General features: G+C 72.4%; 14 protein-coding genes. 7 read left to right on the top strand and 7 right to left on the bottom strand.

Features of this window, described 5'->3' with window-relative positions; all coding sequences use genetic code 11:
* Positions 1–7: 7 nt before the first annotated feature.
* A complete protein-coding gene (map, locus tag ACF08W_RS20765; RefSeq protein WP_385216235.1) occupies positions 8–775 on the bottom strand; it encodes a type I methionyl aminopeptidase in 768 nt (255 codons plus the stop codon).
* Between the two features lie 41 nt (positions 776–816).
* On the opposite strand from map, the gene ACF08W_RS20760 reads away from it, so the two are divergent.
* A complete protein-coding gene (locus ACF08W_RS20760) occupies positions 817–1,086 on the top strand; it encodes a helix-turn-helix transcriptional regulator (protein ID WP_352280483.1) in 270 nt (89 codons plus the stop codon).
* Between the two features lie 67 nt (positions 1,087–1,153).
* Here ACF08W_RS20760 and ACF08W_RS20755 read toward each other — a convergent pair whose 3' ends face one another.
* Positions 1,154–2,239 (bottom strand): Rieske 2Fe-2S domain-containing protein, encoded by a 1,086-nt coding sequence (locus tag ACF08W_RS20755; RefSeq protein WP_392280236.1) that lies wholly within the window; start codon positions 2,237–2,239, stop codon positions 1,154–1,156.
* A gap of 147 nt (positions 2,240–2,386) precedes the next feature.
* Entirely contained in the window at positions 2,387–3,658 is a 1,272-nt protein-coding gene (locus ACF08W_RS20750) for an aminotransferase class I/II-fold pyridoxal phosphate-dependent enzyme (RefSeq protein ID WP_352280484.1), read from the bottom strand.
* Positions 3,659–3,912: 254 nt separating this feature from the next.
* Here ACF08W_RS20750 and ACF08W_RS20745 point away from each other — a divergent pair, with 254 nt between their 5' ends.
* A complete protein-coding gene (locus ACF08W_RS20745) occupies positions 3,913–4,755 on the top strand; it encodes a nitrilase-related carbon-nitrogen hydrolase (RefSeq protein WP_352280485.1) in 843 nt (280 codons plus the stop codon).
* Positions 4,752–6,035, top strand: a complete 1,284-nt coding sequence (locus ACF08W_RS20740) for an aspartate aminotransferase family protein (RefSeq protein ID WP_385216241.1) — start codon at positions 4,752–4,754, stop codon at positions 6,033–6,035. Before ACF08W_RS20745 ends, ACF08W_RS20740 begins: the two co-directional genes overlap by 4 nt.
* A 48-nt stretch (positions 6,036–6,083) precedes the next feature.
* Here ACF08W_RS20740 and ACF08W_RS20735 read toward each other — a convergent pair whose 3' ends face one another.
* On the bottom strand, positions 6,084–7,970 hold the full coding sequence (locus tag ACF08W_RS20735; protein WP_392280127.1) for an alkaline phosphatase family protein: 1,887 nt from the start codon (positions 7,968–7,970) through the stop codon (positions 6,084–6,086).
* A 338-nt stretch (positions 7,971–8,308) separates the two neighbouring features.
* Between ACF08W_RS20735 and hydA the strand changes: the two genes are divergently transcribed.
* The 3 genes from hydA (at position 8,309) to ACF08W_RS20720 (ending at position 12,609) form a co-directional block, all read left to right on the top strand.
* The gene (gene hydA, locus ACF08W_RS20730; protein WP_352280488.1) at positions 8,309–9,709 is read left to right on the top strand and encodes a dihydropyrimidinase; all 1,401 of its coding nucleotides are present in this window, start codon (positions 8,309–8,311) and stop codon (positions 9,707–9,709) included.
* Positions 9,710–9,958: 249 nt separating this feature from the next.
* A complete protein-coding gene (locus ACF08W_RS20725) occupies positions 9,959–10,960 on the top strand; it encodes a TIGR03842 family LLM class F420-dependent oxidoreductase (protein WP_352280489.1) in 1,002 nt (333 codons plus the stop codon).
* Positions 10,961–11,049: 89 nt separating this feature from the next.
* Complete coding sequence (locus ACF08W_RS20720) at positions 11,050–12,609, top strand: NCS1 family nucleobase:cation symporter-1 (protein WP_392280126.1); 1,560 nt, start codon at positions 11,050–11,052, stop codon at positions 12,607–12,609.
* Here the strand turns inward: ACF08W_RS20720 and ACF08W_RS20715 are convergent.
* Positions 12,572–13,363, bottom strand: coding sequence for a hypothetical protein (locus ACF08W_RS20715; RefSeq protein WP_392280125.1), 792 nt, complete (start codon positions 13,361–13,363; stop codon positions 12,572–12,574). The two genes, ACF08W_RS20720 and ACF08W_RS20715, sit on opposite strands and share 38 nt — an antisense overlap.
* Before the next feature lie 213 nt (positions 13,364–13,576).
* On the opposite strand from ACF08W_RS20715, the gene ACF08W_RS20710 reads away from it, so the two are divergent.
* Complete coding sequence (locus ACF08W_RS20710; RefSeq protein WP_385216259.1) at positions 13,577–13,930, top strand: hypothetical protein; 354 nt, start codon at positions 13,577–13,579, stop codon at positions 13,928–13,930.
* Positions 13,931–14,017: 87 nt separating this feature from the next.
* On the opposite strand, the gene ACF08W_RS20705 is transcribed toward ACF08W_RS20710, so the two are convergent.
* Positions 14,018–15,046: a nucleotidyl transferase AbiEii/AbiGii toxin family protein gene (locus ACF08W_RS20705; protein WP_392280124.1), complete on the bottom strand. Its 1,029-nt coding sequence runs from the start codon at positions 15,044–15,046 to the stop codon at positions 14,018–14,020.
* Positions 15,043–15,711, bottom strand: coding sequence for a hypothetical protein (locus ACF08W_RS20700; RefSeq protein ID WP_392280123.1), 669 nt, complete (start codon positions 15,709–15,711; stop codon positions 15,043–15,045). The genes ACF08W_RS20705 and ACF08W_RS20700 overlap by 4 nt, the downstream gene beginning before the upstream one ends.
* Positions 15,712–15,757 lie beyond the last annotated feature (46 nt).

The following is a 15,757-nucleotide window of genomic DNA, read 5'->3' as shown; positions in this document are numbered from 1 at the left end:
GGAACGGTCACAGGGCGGTGAGAACGCGCGGGCCGTCGTCGGTGATCGCCACCGTGTGCTCGGCGTGCGCGGCGCGGCTGCCGTCGGTGGTGCGCAGTGTCCAGCCGTCCCGGTCCGGGTAGTACTCGTCCTTTCCGCCGCCGATCAGCATCGGCTCGATCGCCAGCACCATCCCGTGGCGCAGCCGCATGCCCCGGCCCGGCCGTCCCTCGTTGGGGACGGCCGGGTCCTCGTGCATCTCCCGGCCGATGCCGTGCCCGCCGAACCCCTCGGGGATGCCGTACCCGGCGCCTCGGCAGACCGTGCCGATGGCGTGGGCGATGTCGCCGATCCGGTTGCCGACGACCGCCGCCGCGATGCCCGCCTCCAGAGCCTCGAAGGCCGTGTCGACCAGCCGGGTGTCGGCGGGCCGTGCCCGGCCCACGGTGAAGCTGATCGCCGAGTCGCCCGCCCAGCCGTCCAGCTTCGCGCCCGCGTCGATGCTCACCAGGTCGCCGTCGCGCAGCCGCTGGTCGGTCGGGATGCCGTGGACGATGGCGTCGTTGACCGACGCGCAGATCACGGCGGGGAAGGGGGTGGGGGCGAAGTGCGGCCGGTAGTTCAGGAACGGCGAGCCCGCGCCCGCCTCCCGCAGCACCCCGCGCGCCACCTCGTCCAGCTCCCGCAGCGACACGCCGACCGCCGCCGCCTCCCGTACGGCGGTCAGGAGCCGCGCCACGACCCGGCCGGTCTCGCGCATGGCATCGATGGATGTGTCCGTCTTGAGTTGCACCATGCCAATTACTATACCGGTCGAAGCGGTATTAGAATGACGGCATGGTCCGCACCCCCCTGACCCCGGAAGAGCGCCGTCGCGGCGAACGCCTCGGCGAGCTGCTGCGCGAGGCGCGCGGTGGCCGCAGCATGGTCGAGATCGCGGCGGACGCCGGAATCTCCGCCGAGACACTGCGCAAGATCGAGACGGGCCGCGCCCCCACCCCGGCCTTCTTCACGGTCGCGGCCCTGGCCGGCGCGCTGGGGCTCTCGATGGACGAGATCCTCGCCCGCTGCGCCCCGGAACCGGACGCGGTCCCCCTGGCCGGATAGCGGAGGACCGGACAGCGGTGGGCCCCGGCTCCCCGTACGTCGGGAACCGGGGCCCACCGCGCCGGTCTCAGGGCACCTCGACCCCGTTCGACTGCTCGATCAGGGTCGTCCGGCCGCCGTCCGTCGATTCCGGGTAGAACCGGCGGGCCCAGCGGCGGAACGGGCCGATCGGACCGTCACCGGAGGCCAGCCGGGGCGGCTGCCGGTACTGCTTGTGGTGCCAGATCGGGAAGTCGGCGGCGGTGAACTCGCAGCTGGACCGGAAGACGGCACGGTCCAGCAGCCGGGCCGCGGTCCGGCTCACCGTGCGCGCCAGCGGGCCGGGCAGCCGGGACGGCTCGTCGAAGGCGATCCGGTTGAGCTGCCGGAACTGCATCCGGTTGGGCGCGATCGCCGTCGGCAGCACCATGGTGCACATCCGCAGCCCCAGCCGGGGCGTGTGCACATCGGCGTGCAGGCAGCCCAGCCCGTAGCCGTCCACCTCCACATGGACGACGAAGTCGCCCAGCATCGGCGCCGATTCATGGGCGCGCATCGAGACGTGGAACTTCGCGTCCTCGTACTCCACCGGGCCGCCGATCTCGGCCCTCTTCCAGCCGTGCAGGGTGGCGAAGTGCCCGAGGTCCACCGAGTTCTCGATGACCTCCTGGACGTTTCCGGCCAGTTCCCAGGCCGCGCTGCGCGAGGGCCGGTGGCCGATCACATGCCACTCGGGAATCGACCAGTCCGGATCCCGGCCGTCGTGGTGCCGCCAGACGAACACCGCGCCGTTCACCTCCATCACCGGCAGCCGCGACAGCGGCGATCTCGGCGGGGCGGTGTCGTACCCGGTGCGCACACAGGCGCCGTCCGGGCCGAAGGCGAAGAAGTGGAAGGGGCAGACCAGGTCGTCCCCCTCGACCTTCGCGAGGCCCAGATGGGCGCCCAGATGCGGGCAGTACGGACGGATGGCCCGCACCGCGCCCGAGCCGAGCCGGTACAGCACCACGTCCTCGCCGGCCAGGGGCCGGGTGAGCACGGTGCCCGGCCGTAGCTCGTCGGAGAACGCCAGTGCCGCCCAGCCGCTCGGATACGGCAGGGCGGGAGCGCCCGCAGCGTCGGCCGGTGTCGGCCCCTCGCTGATGGCGCCCCCGAGATCGCGTGACAGTCCCACCACTTCCCCTTCTTCCGGTTCAGGTCCCCTGGGACAACTGCCCAGACCGCCCCGGAAACTCCGCGGAACACCGCACACCACTCGAACGGGGAGCGATGTGGCGGGAGTTGACGGGAAGGGGGTGGGGCGATCCGTGCCCCGCAGCCCTCAGCGGGCCCGCTGCTCGTACCCCACCAGGCGCACGCAGACGGTCAGCCCCTCGATCGCCCGCTCCACCTCCGTGAGCCCGGGGTAGCTGGGCGCGATCCGGATGACGGCGTCGCGCGGGTCGTCCCCGTAGGGGTGGGTGGCGCCGGCCGGCGTCAGCACGATGCCCGCCTCGGCGGCCCGGCGCACGACCTCCCGCGCGCAGCCGTCCGGCACCTCCAGGGTGACGAAGTAGCCGCCCTTGGGCGAGGTCCAGGACGCCAGCCCGGTGCCGCCCAGCTCCGACTCAAGGATCCGGGCCACCGCCTCGAACTTGGGCTGGAGCAGGGCGCGCTGGCGCTCCATGTGGTAGCGCACCCCGTCGGCGTCGCGCAGGAACATCAGGTGCCGCAGCTGGTTCACCTTGTCGGGGCCGATCGACCGCTTCGCGTTGTTGCCGAGCAGCCACTCCAGGTTGGCCGGGGACGAGCCGAAGAACGCGACACCCGCGCCGGCTGCGGTGATCTTCGAGGTGGAGCCGAAGACGAAGACCCGGTCCGGGTGGCCGGCCCCGGCGCAGGCGGCGAGCAGGTCGGCGATCGCGACCGGCTCGTCGGTGAGGTGGTGGGCGGCGTAGGCGTTGTCCCAGAAGATCCGGAAGTCGGGGGCGGCGGTCTCCATCGCGGCGAGCCGGGCCACGGTCGCGTCGCTGTAGCAGACCCCGTCCGGGTTGCTGTACTTCGGCACGCACCAGATGCCCTTGATCGCGGGGTCCTCGGCGACGAGCCGTTCGACGACGTCCATGTCCGGGCCCTCGGCGGTCATCGGGACCTGGATCATGTCGATCCCGAACCGCTCGCAGAGCGCGAAGTGCCGGTCGTAGCCGGGCACCGGGCACAGGAACGCGATCCGCTCCTGGTCGACCCACCGCGATTCCGCGCCGGGCACCACGCTCAGCAGCGCGTGCACCAGGCAGTCGTGCATCAGCTCCAGGCTGGAGTTCCCGGCCGCGAGCAACTGGCCGGCCGGGACCTGGAGCACCCCGGCGAAGATCTCCCGCAGCTCGGGCAGCCCCTGGAGCCCGCCGTAGTTGCGTACGTCCGTGCCGTCGGGGGCGGTGTGCCGGCCGACGCCGGGCAGGGCCAGCAGCTCCTCGGAGAGGTCCAGCTGGGCGGGGGAGGGCTTGCCCCGGGTCAGATCGAGCGAGAGCCCGAGCGCCACCAGGTCGCGGTGGTCCTGGCGGGCCCGTTCGAGGAGCCCGGACAGGCTGTCGGGGGTCGGCTCGCTGGTCATGGTGGATCCTCTCGCAGATCCCGTTCGAAACGGGGCTGCGGCCGAGAATACAAATCGGTGCCCGGCGGTCGCGGACCGGGAGCGGGGCGGGGCGCGCGTGTGGACCGCACGGGTGTGAAACATGATCGACTCCGCCGGTTCGCGGCGATGGTCTTGCCCCGCTGTGTGGCGGGGCTTACGTTCTCCTCTACGCACGTGTCTACGGGCGTAGAAACGCGTTGAGGCTCTCTGACGCCGCGTCGAAGGAGCAGCTCATGTCCCCAGTCGTTCGCGCCGCCCTCGTCCAGGCGACCTGGACCGGCGACACCGAATCCATGATCGCCAAGCATGAGGAACATGCCCGCGAGGCCGCCCGGCAGGGCGCGAAGATCATCGGTTTCCAGGAGGTGTTCAACGCCCCCTACTTCTGCCAGGTGCAGGAGGCCGAGCACTACCGCTGGGCCGAGGCCGTCCCGGACGGGCCCACCGTCAGCCGGATGCGGGACCTGGCCCGCGAGACCGGCATGGTGATCGTCGTCCCGGTCTTCGAGCTCGAGCAGTCCGGCTTCTACTACAACACCGCCGCGGTGATCGACGCCGACGGCTCCTACCTCGGCAAGTACCGCAAGCACCACATCCCGCAGGTCAAGGGCTTCTGGGAGAAGTACTACTTCAAGCCCGGAAACGTCGGCTGGCCGGTCTTCGACACCGCCGTCGGCCGGGTCGGCGTCTACATCTGCTACGACCGGCACTTCCCCGAGGGGTGGCGCCAACTCGGCCTCAACGGTGCCCAGTTGGTGTACAACCCGTCCGCCACCTCGCGCGGCCTCTCCGCCTACCTCTGGCAGCTGGAACAGCCTGCCGCGGCCGTCGCCAACGAGTACTTCGTCGCCGCGATCAACCGCGTCGGCCAGGAGGAGTACGGCGACAACGACTTCTACGGGACCAGCTACTTCGTCGACCCCCGGGGGCAGTTCGTCGGCGACGTCGCCGGTGACAAGGAGGACGAACTCGTCGTACGGGACCTCGACTTCGGGCTCATCGACGAGGTCAGGCAGCAGTGGGCCTTCTACCGGGACCGCCGCCCCGACGCCTACGACGGACTGGTGGAGCCGTGAGCAGCCTCCACCACCGCCACCTCGCCGTCCTGCCCGACTGGCTGGCCCTCTACTACAAGCGGCCCCTGGAGATCACCCACGGCGAGGGCCGGTACGTCTGGGACGCCGACGGCAGGCGCTACCTCGACTTCTTCGGCGGCATCCTCACCACCATGACCGCCCACGCCCTGCCCGAGGTCACCAAGGCGGTCGCCGAGCAGGCCGGCCGGATCATCCACAGCTCCACGCTCTACCTCAACCGGCCGATGGTCGAACTGGCCGAACGGGTCGCCGCGCTCTCCGGCATCCCGGACGCCCGGGTCTTCTTCACCACCTCCGGCACCGAGGCCAACGACACGGCGCTGCTGCTCGCCACCGCGTACCGCGGGTCGAACCAGATCCTCGCGATGCGCAACAGCTACCACGGCAGGTCCTTCTCCGCGGTCTCCATCACCGGCAACAACGCCTGGTCGACGACCGGCCTGTCGCCGCTCCAGACGCTCTACGTGCACGGCGGCGTCCGCACCCGGGGCCCCTACGCGCATCTGGGCGACGCCGAGTTCACCGAGGCGTGCGTCGCCGACCTGGAGGACCTGCTCGGGCACACCCGGCCCCCGGCGGCGCTGATCGCCGAACCGGTCCAGGGCGTCGGTGGGTTCACGTCGCCGCCGGACGGGCTGTACGCGGCGTTCCGGCGGGTCCTGGACCGGCACGGGGTGCTGTGGATCTCCGACGAGGTGCAGACCGGCTGGGGCCGCACCGGCGACCACTTCTGGGGCTGGCAGGCGCACGGCGCGAACGGGCCGCCGGACATCCTCACCTTCGCCAAGGGCATCGGCAACGGGATGTCGGTCGGCGGCGTCGTGGCCCGCGCCGAGGTCATGAACTGCCTGGACGCCAACTCCATCTCCACCTTCGGCGGTTCACCGGTCACGATGGCGGCCGGGCTGGCCAACCTCTCGTACCTCCTGGAGCACGACCTCCAGGGCAACGCCCGGCGCGTCGGCGGTCTGCTGATCGAGCGGCTGCGGGCGGTCGGCGCCGGGTGCGAGCGGGTGCGCGAGGTGCGCGGCCGGGGGCTGATGATCGGCATCGAACTGGTGCGGCCCGGCACCGACGAGGCCGACCCGGCGGCCACCTCGGCGGTGCTCGAGGCGGCCCGCGAGGGCGGCCTGCTCGTCGGCAAGGGCGGCGGCCACAACACCAGCGTGCTGCGGATCGCGCCACCGCTCTCGCTCACCATCGCCGAGGCGGAGGAGGGCGCGGAGATCCTGGGCGAGGCGCTGCGGGCCGCGGACTGAGGCGGCGGGCCGGGCCCCGGGCGACGGCTCCGGGGCCCGGCCGGGCGGTCAGCCGCGGTTGCCGGTGGGGCGGGTGAGGTCCAGGGTGCGGACCGGGTCCAGCTCACCGTGGTACGCGAGGTCCTGGTAGCGGACCTCGGTGATCCTCAGCGAGGCCGTGGCGACGCCCCGCGGCACCGTGGTCCTGAAGCGGACCGAGCCGTCCTTCTTCGTGCTGCCGGTCAGCCGCTCGACCCGGCCGCCGGCGGTGAGTTCGGCGGTGACCGCGGCGCCCTTCACCGGTGCGCCCTGCGCGGTGCGCACCACACCGTTCGCGGTGACCTTCCAGGGCGAGTCGGAGCCGGGACGGCCCAGGAGCACGGTCCCGGCGTCCAGCGAGGCGACGGCGAGCTGCGAGGGCGGGGTGGGCTGGCCGAGGGCGACCTGGTCGACGGTCCAGAAGGCGCTGTTCGTCCCGGTGTAGCGGAAGCTCAGCCGGGCCGTCCGCGCCCCCGCCGGAACGGCCAGCTCCAGGCGCTCGACCGTGTTGACGTCGGTCCGGTACGACTTCACGAGCCGCGGGGCGCCGCCGTCGTACGAGACGTACACGTCGCCCGTCTGCGGGCCGTCGATCCGGTAGTTCGTCGCGTACGAGACCGTGGCCGTCGCCGCCCCGTTCAGCCGGTAGGCCGGGCTGATCAGGGTGGAGTCGAACTGCCCGGCACCGTGCGCCTTGTCGTCCCACTCGTCGGAGTCGGCGACCGCGAACACGTCGCGGGCCCGGACGTTGGTCTCCCGGCCCTGGCCGCGTTCGGCGTTGGTCCAGAACTCGTCCGTGGCGAAGGCCCAGCCGCGCCACTCGGTGACCCCGCCGGACGGCATCTTCGCGTTGTCGATGGACCAGCCCTCGGGGGCGGTGCCGGTCCAGCCCTTCACGTCGGCCGGGAGCCTCGTCTCGTCGACGGGTCCGCGCAGCGCGGGGCGCAGCGTGTCGAAGTCGTCCGTCCTCGGCTCGGCGAGCGAGGTGCCGTCCAGGTCCCAGGCGGGGTCGGTGGCGACGCCCTCGTGGCGCAGCACGGTGGGCGCGATGTCGGTGATCCTGACGTCGTGGCGTACCGAGCCGGGGGCGATGCCCCTGCCCTGGGCGATCACGAACGTGCCGCGCTCCAGCGGGGAGTTGCCGCCGTGGCCGCCGGTGGGGGTGTGGCCGTGGTCGGCGGTGACGACGATCAGCCAGTCCTCCTGCGCGTACGTGGGCCGCGAGGCGACGGCGTCGAGCAGCCGGCCGACCTGGGTGTCGGCGACGCCCAGGGCCTTGAGGTACGCGGCGCTGGACGAGCCGCTGCTGTGGCCGGCTCCGTCGACCTCGTCGAGGTGGACGAAGGTGGAGTCGGGGTTGCCGTTGGCGAGGTAGTCGACGGCCTTGGCGGTGGTGCCCGCGTCGTTGCCGCCCGCGACGCGCAGATCGGTCTTCGCGCCGAAGACGATCTGGGGGATGGGGTTCCAGGTGCCGACGACCAGGGTGGACGTGGCCGGGTCGGCGGTCTCCAGCCGGGTCGCGTAGTCCGGGTAGCGGGCGTAGTTCGGGTTGGTGAAGTTGTTGTCCTTCACGTTGTGCTTGTCGGGCCAGACGCCGGTGGCGATCGAGGACCAGCCGGCGCCGGAGACGGTCGGGGCCATCGGGTCGGCGTAGAGGTTGCTCCGGGCGGTCAGCCCCTGGGCCATCAGCCGCTGGAGGCGCGGCACGTCGGCGCGCGAGAAGGCGTCGAAGGTGGCGCCGTCGATGCCGATGACCAGGGTCTTCGCCTGCTTGGTGCCGGAGGGCAGACCGGCGTACGGGGCGGCGGCCGGGGCCTTCGGGTCCTGGGCCTCGGCGGTGGTGGCGACGAGCGGAAGGGCGACGGCGGCGACGGTGGCGGCGGCCAGCAGCGTACGCGCGGAGCGCGGCAGTGACACGGGATCCTCCGGGGATCGGGTCGGTGGCACCGGGCAACGGGGGAGCCCGGCGATGGGGACGAGGTTCGTCCCCGGCGGTGAGCGGCCCACCCCGGGGAAGGTACGGGCGCGTGAACCGTACTCAACATTTGGACCAGACCCGTAACCATTTCGTTATTCACCGATGATGCGGGCCGTGTGCGCCGCTGTGGGCCGGTGGAGTGCCCGGCGCGGGAAACAGAAACGTCTTCAGCGGTTGTCGGCAGCGGTATTGCCACAGTGGGTAACCCACTTCTACGTTCTTCACACGCACCACTTCTACGTGCGTAGACCCATTCCGCCACAGTGAGGAGGGGTACATGAGCCGCACCGTCATCCACGGCGGTCTCGTCATCACCGCGTCCGACGAGATCCACGCCGACGTACTCGTCGAGGGCGGCCGCGTCGCGGCGCTCGCGGAGCACGGCAGCGACGCGGCCGACGGCTGGAGCGCCGACCGGAGGATCGACGCCACCGGCAAATACGTGATCCCGGGCGGTGTCGACGCGCACACCCACATGGAGATGCCGTTCGGCGGCACCTACGCCGCCGACACCTTCGAGACCGGCACCCGCGCCGCCGCCTGGGGCGGCACCACCACCATCGTCGACTTCGCCATCCAGTCCGTGGGCCGCCCGGTCCGCGAAGGGCTCGACGCCTGGTACGAGAAGGCCGACGGCAAGTGCGCCGTCGACTACGCCTTCCACATGATCCTCTCCGACGTGAACGAGTCCTCGCTCAAGGAGATGGACCTGCTGGTCGCGGAGGGCGTCACCTCCTTCAAGCTGTTCATGGCCTACCCGGGCGTCTTCTACAGCGACGACGGCCAGATCCTGCGCGCCATGCAACGGGCCTCCCACAACGGCGGCCTGATCATGATGCACGCGGAGAACGGCATCGCCATCGACGTACTCGTCGAACAGGCCCTCGCGGAGGGCCGCACCGACCCGCGCTACCACGGCGACGTCCGCAAGGTCGCCCTGGAGGCCGAGGCCACCCACCGCGCCATCCAGCTCGCCCGGGTCGCCGGCTCCCCGCTCTACGTCGTGCACGTCTCCGCCGACGAGGCCGTCGCCGAGGTCGCCGCCGCCCGCCACAAGGGGCTTCCGGTCTTCGGCGAGACCTGCCCGCAGTACCTGTTCCTGTCCACCGACAACCTCGCCGAGCCCGACTTCGAGGGCGCCAAGTACGTCTGCTCCACCCCGCTGCGGCCCCGGGAGCACCAGGAGGCGCTCTGGCGGGGGCTCAGGAACAACGAACTCCAGGTCGTCTCCACCGACCACTGCCCCTTCTGCTTCTCCGGGCAGAAGGAGATGGGCCGCGGCGACTTCTCCAAGATCCCCAACGGCATGCCCGGGGTGGAGCACCGGATGGACCTCCTCCACCAGGCGGTGGTGGACGGACACATCTCGCGCCGCCGCTGGATCGAGATCGCCTGCGCCTCCCCGGCCCGGATGTTCGGCCTCTACCCGAAGAAGGGCACCATCGCCCCGGGCGCCGACGCCGACATCGTCATCTACGACCCGGCGGCCGAGCAGACCATCTCCGCGAAGACCCACCACATGAACGTCGACTACTCGGCGTACGAGGGAAAGCGGATCACCGGCCGCGTCGAGACCGTCCTGTCGCGCGGCGAACCCGTCATCGCCGGACGGACGTTCACCGGCCGGGCCGGACACGGCATCTACACCCCGCGCGCCACCTGTCAGTACCTCGACTAGGGGGTGTCTGACACATGCCTGCGGCGTCGCGGGGTCCGGCACATCCCCAAGCTCTCGGCTTCGCTCGAGCAGGGGACACCCCACTGCTCGCGGCGTTGCCGAACCGCCCACGTGGCTCCTTCCCCGAGCTCTCAACTCCGTTCGAGCAGGGGAGACCCCGTCCGCGGACGATCCAGCGCCTTGCGACCGCACGCACCGGACCCCGCTCCTTCACCCGCACTCATTCATCAGACACCCCAGGAGCACCGCATGGACTTCGGAATCGTCCTCCAGACCGACCCGCCCGCCTCCGCCGTCGTCGAGCTGATGCGCCGCGCCGAGCACAACGGCTTCCGCTACGGCTGGACCTTCGACTCGGCGGTGCTCTGGCAGGAACCCTTCGTCATCTACAGCCGCATCCTCGAACACACCGAACGGCTCGTCGTCGGCCCCATGGTCACCAACCCCGGCACCCGCACCTGGGAGGTGACCGCCTCCACCTTCGCCACCCTCAACGACATGTACGGCAACCGCACCGTCTGCGGCATCGGGCGCGGGGACTCCGCGATGCGCGTCGCCGGACGCGCCCCCAACACCCTGGCCCGGCTCGGCGAGGCCATCGACGTCATCCGCGACCTCGCCGAGGGCCGCGAGGCGACCGTCGACGGGCAGCCCGTCCGCATCCCCTGGGTGAAGGACGGCCGGCTGCCCGTCTGGATGGGCGCGTACGGCCCGAAGGCCCTCGCCCTCGCCGGACAGAAGGCCGACGGCTTCATCCTCCAGCTCGCCGACCCCTTCCTCACCGAATGGATGGTCAAGGCGGTGCGCCAGGCCGCCACCGACGCCGGCCGCGACCCGGACGCGGTCACCATCTGCGTGGCCGCACCGGCGTACGTCGGGGACGACCTGGCCCACGCCCGCGACCAGTGCCGCTGGTTCGGCGGCATGGTCGGCAACCACGTGGCCGACCTGGTCGCCCGGTACGGCGAACACTCCGGCATGGTCCCGGACGAACTCACCGCGTACATCAAGGGCCGCCAAGGCTACGACTACAGCCACCACGGCCGGGCCGGGAACCCCGACACCGCCTTCGTCCCGGACGAGATCGTCGACCGGTTCTGCCTGCTGGGCCCCGCCGAGGCCCACATCGAGAAGCTGCGGGCCCTGCGCGACCTGGGCGTCGACCAGTTCGCCGTGTACGACATGCACGACGCGCGCGAGGCGACCATCGACGCCTACGGCGAACGGATCATCCCCGCCCTCACCGACTGACCCCCGTCCCCACGGTCCCCCGCACCCCCCACGGTTGTACGCGCCCCGCCCCGCACGGCACCGCTCCCGAGCGAAGGGTCCAAGCCGCCATGACCTCGACCGTTCCCCCGCCCCCGCCGCAGGACCCGATACCCGGCGCGCCCGGCCCCACCGGGCGCGTCGGGCTCGACCCCGGCGCCGTTCCCGCCGACAACCGGTTCGTCAACGAGGACCTGTTGCCCGTCCCCCTGGAACGGCGCCGCTGGACCACGTACAACTTCGCCGCGCTCTGGGTCGGCATGGCCCACAACATCCCGTCCTGGCTGCTCGCCTCCGGGCTGGTGGCGCTCGGCATGGACTGGAAACAGGCCGTGTTCACCATCGCGCTGGCCAACCTGATCGTGCTCGGGCCGATGCTGCTCACCGGGCACGCCGGACCCAAGTACGGCATCCCCTTCCCCGTGCTGGCCCGCGCCTCGTTCGGACTGCGCGGCGCCAACCTGCCCGCGCTGATCAGGGCCGCGGTGGCCTGCGCCTGGTTCGGCATCCAGACCTGGATCGGCGGCGTCGGCATCTTCACCCTGCTCGGGAAGATGTTCGGCGGCTGGGCGGAGGCGTCCGTGATCGGCGGCCAGCCGTGGACGCTCTGGCTCTGCTTCCTGCTCTTCTGGGCGCTCGAACTCGCCATCATCCACCGGGGGATGGACGCCCTGCGGCGGTTCGAGAACTGGGCGGCACCGTTCGTGATCGTCGGCGCCGTGGTGCTCCTGGTCTGGGTCGCGGTCAAGGCGGGCGGCTTCGGCCCGCTGCTCGACCAGCCCTCGAAGCTCGGCTGGGGGCGGGGCTTCTGGCCGGTCTTCTTCCCCTCGCTGATGGGCATGATCGCGTTCTGGGCGACGCTCTCGCTGAACATCCCCGACTTCACCCGCTTCGGGTCCGGTCAGCGCGCCCAGATCCGGGGCCAGGCGCTCGGCCTGCCGACCACCATGACGTTCTTCGCCCTCCTCTCGGTCCTGGTCACCTCCGGTTCGCAGGCCGTGTACGGCGAGGCCATCTGGGACCCGGTCCAGCTGGTGGCGCGCACCGACAACGTCTTCGGGCTGCTCTTCGGCCTGGTGACGGTGCTGGTCGCGACGGTCTCCGTGAACATCGCGGCGAACGTGGTGTCACCGGCGTACGACCTGGCGAACCTCGCGCCCCGGTTCATCAGTTTCCGCACCGGGGCCCTGATCACCGGGGTCGTCGGGGTCGTCATCATGCCGTGGAAGCTCACCGAGACCCCCGAGCTGTACATCTTCACCTGGCTCGGGCTGGTCGGCGGACTGCTCGGGACGGTGGCGGGCATCCTGATCGCCGACTACTGGATCGTCCGCCGCACCGTGCTCGACCTCCCGGACCTCTACCGCCCCGGCGGCCGCTACTGGTACGTCAACGGCTGGAACTGGCGGGCCGTCGTCGCCTTCGCCGTCGGCGGTGTCCTTGCGGTCGGCGGCTCGCACTCCGCGCCGGGGGAGGGGCCCTTCCCGGCCGACGGGCTGATCCCGGCCCTCCAACCGCTCTCCGACTACGGCTGGGCGGTCGGCCTGGTCTCCTCGCTGGTGCTGTACGTGGTGCTCACCGGCCGGTCCGCCGTCACGTCGGAACCGACGAACGGCCCAGCAGCGCGTTGATGTCGTACGTACGGTCCGGCGGCGGCGTGGCCGAGGGCACCGGCTTCCCGAAGCCGGAGAGGCCCACCACCGCGTCCGCCCCGCCGCCGTGGACCGTGATCCGCACCGGGAACGGCCGCCCCGTGGCCGCGACGTACGTCGTCCACGTCCTGCCCTCCCGGGTGCTGGTCAGCGGGACCACGGGGGCGCCGTCCAGCGTGGTGCGCGGGGCCTTGCGCAGCCCCGCCGGGTCCTGGTGCGCGACGTCGCCCGCGAGCTGCTCGAAGACGACGGGGTCGCAGCCCTCGGTCAGGGTGCGCAGCCGGGGGTCGGAGGCCGGGGCCCTCAGATAACGCCCGTTCAGGATCGCGGCGAAGGCCGCACCGCCGTCGGGGACCTGGCTCTTCCAGAAGTCCGCGTCCGGCTTCACCCAGACCTCGTCGCCGTGCTTCACGATCCGTGCCGAGCCCTGGCCGCCGCCGAGCCGTACCGACCCCACGCAGTCGCCCGACCGGTCCAGGACGACGTCCAGCGACTTCGCCGGCCGCCCGTCGCCGAGGTCGCCGCGGGCGGTGACGCGCAGGGAGTCGACGCTCAGCAGGGCGTCGCGGGACCGCTCAGCGATCCGGCGCGCGGAGAGCGTGTCGATCCCGTTGTCCGCCCGTGCCGCACCACTGCCGAGGACGCCGCTGCCGCCGAGGAGACCACCGGTGAGCCCCAGCACGACGGCCGCGGTCCGGACGGTCCGGCGGGTGGCGTGGTGTCGAGCGGTCACGTCGCCTCCCTGAAGCCCGCCGCCGGAGGCTCGTCGGGTCCGGTCCGGTGCCCTCCGACGGTTCGAGCGTACGTCCGGGCCGGTGTGGACGCGCGACGGACACCCCGGCACGGCGCGCACGCAGAGTGATGTTTTGCCGTGTTTTGGGCCGTTGGTGTCCGGGGAGGTCGTCGGCGCACCGAGTCCGTCACCAGCGAAGGGGGACACGCACACATGAAGAAGTCGAGGGGGAGTCTGTCCAGGACCGTGCTCCGGGGCGCCGTCACGGCGGGAGCGGCCGCCGCGCTCGCGCTGCCGGTGTCCGTCGTCACGGCCACGACGGCCGCGGCGACACCGCCGGGCCTGTCCTGCGACACCGGGAAGCACGCGGTCGACGACTACACCGGCTACGCGCTGTGCAGCAACGACGGCGGTACGACGCAGACCTTCTGGGTGCACCTGGTCTGCGGCTGGGCCCCGGACGTGGACGGGGAGCACGTGACCCTGGCCCCCGGCCAGTCCGGCCAGTCCACCGCCCACTGCGCCGACATCGGCACCGGCATCGGCGAGATCAGCGTCCAGCCGTAGGCCCTGTATCGGACGCCCCACCCATGGGCCCGTGCCGGGCCGGACCTTGTGGCCCGGCACGGGCCTTCCCGTCCGGCACGGGCCGCCTCAGGCCCGCCGCGCGCTCCGCTCCAGCAGCGGCGGTAGCGCGACGGCCAGCCGCTCCCGCAGCCCGTCCGGGCCGCCCGCCACCCACGGGTGCGCGGCGTGGAAGGCGGACCAGTCCACCAGCCAGTCCCGCACCGAGGCGGGCGTGAACCCTTGCGCGTGCGTCCCCAGCACCGCGCGCAGCAGCCGGGGCGGCAGGACCGTCCGTCCGTACTCGGCTAGCAGCACCGCGTCGTACAGGTCCTTGGCGCCGGATCTGCCCTCCGCCTCCTGGTCCTCGGCGAGCCACAGCAGCTTCCAGGCGAGCGAGAGCCCCGGACCCGCGGTGCGGACCGGTGTCGGCGGCCCGCCGTCACCCCGGGGGCAGGCCGTCCACACCGGTGCCTCGGGCAGCCGTTCGTCCCGCGCGAAGTCCATCCGCAGCTCGCCCGGCGGCAGCCCGTCGGCCTCCCAGGGCACCACGACCCGTATCCCGGGCGTCTCGTACTCCCGGTACATCCACTCCTGGTCCAGGGACACCCGGAGCGGATCGACGCGTATCCCTTCCGGCAGCGGCGGACCGGCCCGCAGCGCGTCGGCCACCTCCTCGTCGAGGTCGGGCGACACGCCCAGATCGTCGGAGACCGCCCAGCGCAGGCCCTCCGGCGCGAGCACCGGGCGGGCGCCGCCCGTCTCGTGGCACTCGCCGTCCGTCAGCAGCTCGGGGGCGGCCGCCCCGTGCGCCGCCTCCGGCCACTGCTGCACTTCCTCGACGCCCGTCACGTAGGGGTACGGATCGAGCGGATCGGGGAAATCCGCCCCCGGCCGCGGCACGATCCAGTCCAGATCGCCCGGCTCCCGGGCCGCGGCGCCCACCCACGCCCGGAGCGGCACACTGCCCCGCAGGACCAGGCCCTCGCCCAGGGGCGAACCCGCGACCACCCGCAGCAGATGGTCCAGGACCGCGCGCCGGGCGGCCCGCCAGCGCGGGGCGAGCGCCGCGTCCGGGAACTGCGGCTCGCCGGGAACCGGCCGGTCCCAGCCGCTCACCGCGCGGCCCCGGCCGGTGCGTCCAGCCAGCCCGCGTCCACCGAGGGGCGGTCGTCGTGCACGACGAACTCCTCCTCGACCTCCAGCACATCGAGCCCGGCCCCGCGCAACGCGCCGAGCAGGGCGTCGAGTTCGGCCCGGGCCCGGGGGCGGCCCACTCCGTGGCAGCGCTGCGTGACGAACCGCTCGTGGCAGCGGGGGCCGGTGAGACGGCGGGCGTTGCGCGACAGACGCGCCCCGTGCCGCTCGGCCACCTCCCGGGCGACGGCCACCTCCGGCTCGCCGGAGAGCCGCAGCTTGACGTGATGCTCGAAGTGGAGACCGGGTGGGAGCGCGGCGGCCTCGGCTGAGCTGCCCGGCACGTCCGCGTTCCACGGAGCGGCCTCTATCTTCACCCGCACGACCGGGAAACCCGCCGCACCCAGCTCGGCCGCCCACCGGCCGGCGGCGGCCCGTCTCCCGGAGAGCGAACCCCGGCCACGCTCGGTCAGCATCGGCTGGTCGGGGGTGGCGCCGCCGTCCAGCACGATGTGGGTGAGCCCGAGACCGCGCTCCCGCGCCCAGCGCTCCAGCCGGTCGAGCTCCCGCCCCGCCCCGCCATCGGCGAGGGGGTCGGGGCGCACCGTCAGATGCGTCTCGAACTCGCCCTCGAACTCCGCTTCCACGGACCCTCCCCGTCGTACGTCCCCTGATCGTCTTCCGTCACCGAAC

It is taken from the genome of Streptomyces sp. NPDC015144 (genome assembly GCF_043079735.1).
Lineage (GTDB): Bacteria > Actinomycetota > Actinomycetes > Streptomycetales > Streptomycetaceae > Streptomyces.
This window is presented reverse-complemented; position numbering and strand designations above follow the sequence as displayed.

Excerpts from the sequence above, each read along its gene's own strand:
- ACF08W_RS20710 (WP_385216259.1), top strand. The coding sequence starts at position 13,577 with ATGAAGAAGTCGAGGGGGAGTCTGTCCAGGACCGTGCTCCGGGGCGCC.
- ACF08W_RS20750 (WP_352280484.1), bottom strand. The coding sequence starts at position 3,658 with ATGACCAGCGAGCCGACCCCCGACAGCCTGTCCGGGCTCCTCGAACGG.
- map (WP_385216235.1), bottom strand. The coding sequence starts at position 775 with ATGGTGCAACTCAAGACGGACACATCCATCGATGCCATGCGCGAGACC.
- ACF08W_RS20720 (WP_392280126.1), top strand. The coding sequence starts at position 11,050 with ATGACCTCGACCGTTCCCCCGCCCCCGCCGCAGGACCCGATACCCGGC.
- hydA (WP_352280488.1), top strand. The coding sequence starts at position 8,309 with ATGAGCCGCACCGTCATCCACGGCGGTCTCGTCATCACCGCGTCCGAC.
- ACF08W_RS20760 (WP_352280483.1), top strand. The coding sequence starts at position 817 with ATGGTCCGCACCCCCCTGACCCCGGAAGAGCGCCGTCGCGGCGAACGC.
- ACF08W_RS20745 (WP_352280485.1), top strand. The coding sequence starts at position 3,913 with ATGTCCCCAGTCGTTCGCGCCGCCCTCGTCCAGGCGACCTGGACCGGC.
- ACF08W_RS20725 (WP_352280489.1), top strand. The coding sequence starts at position 9,959 with ATGGACTTCGGAATCGTCCTCCAGACCGACCCGCCCGCCTCCGCCGTC.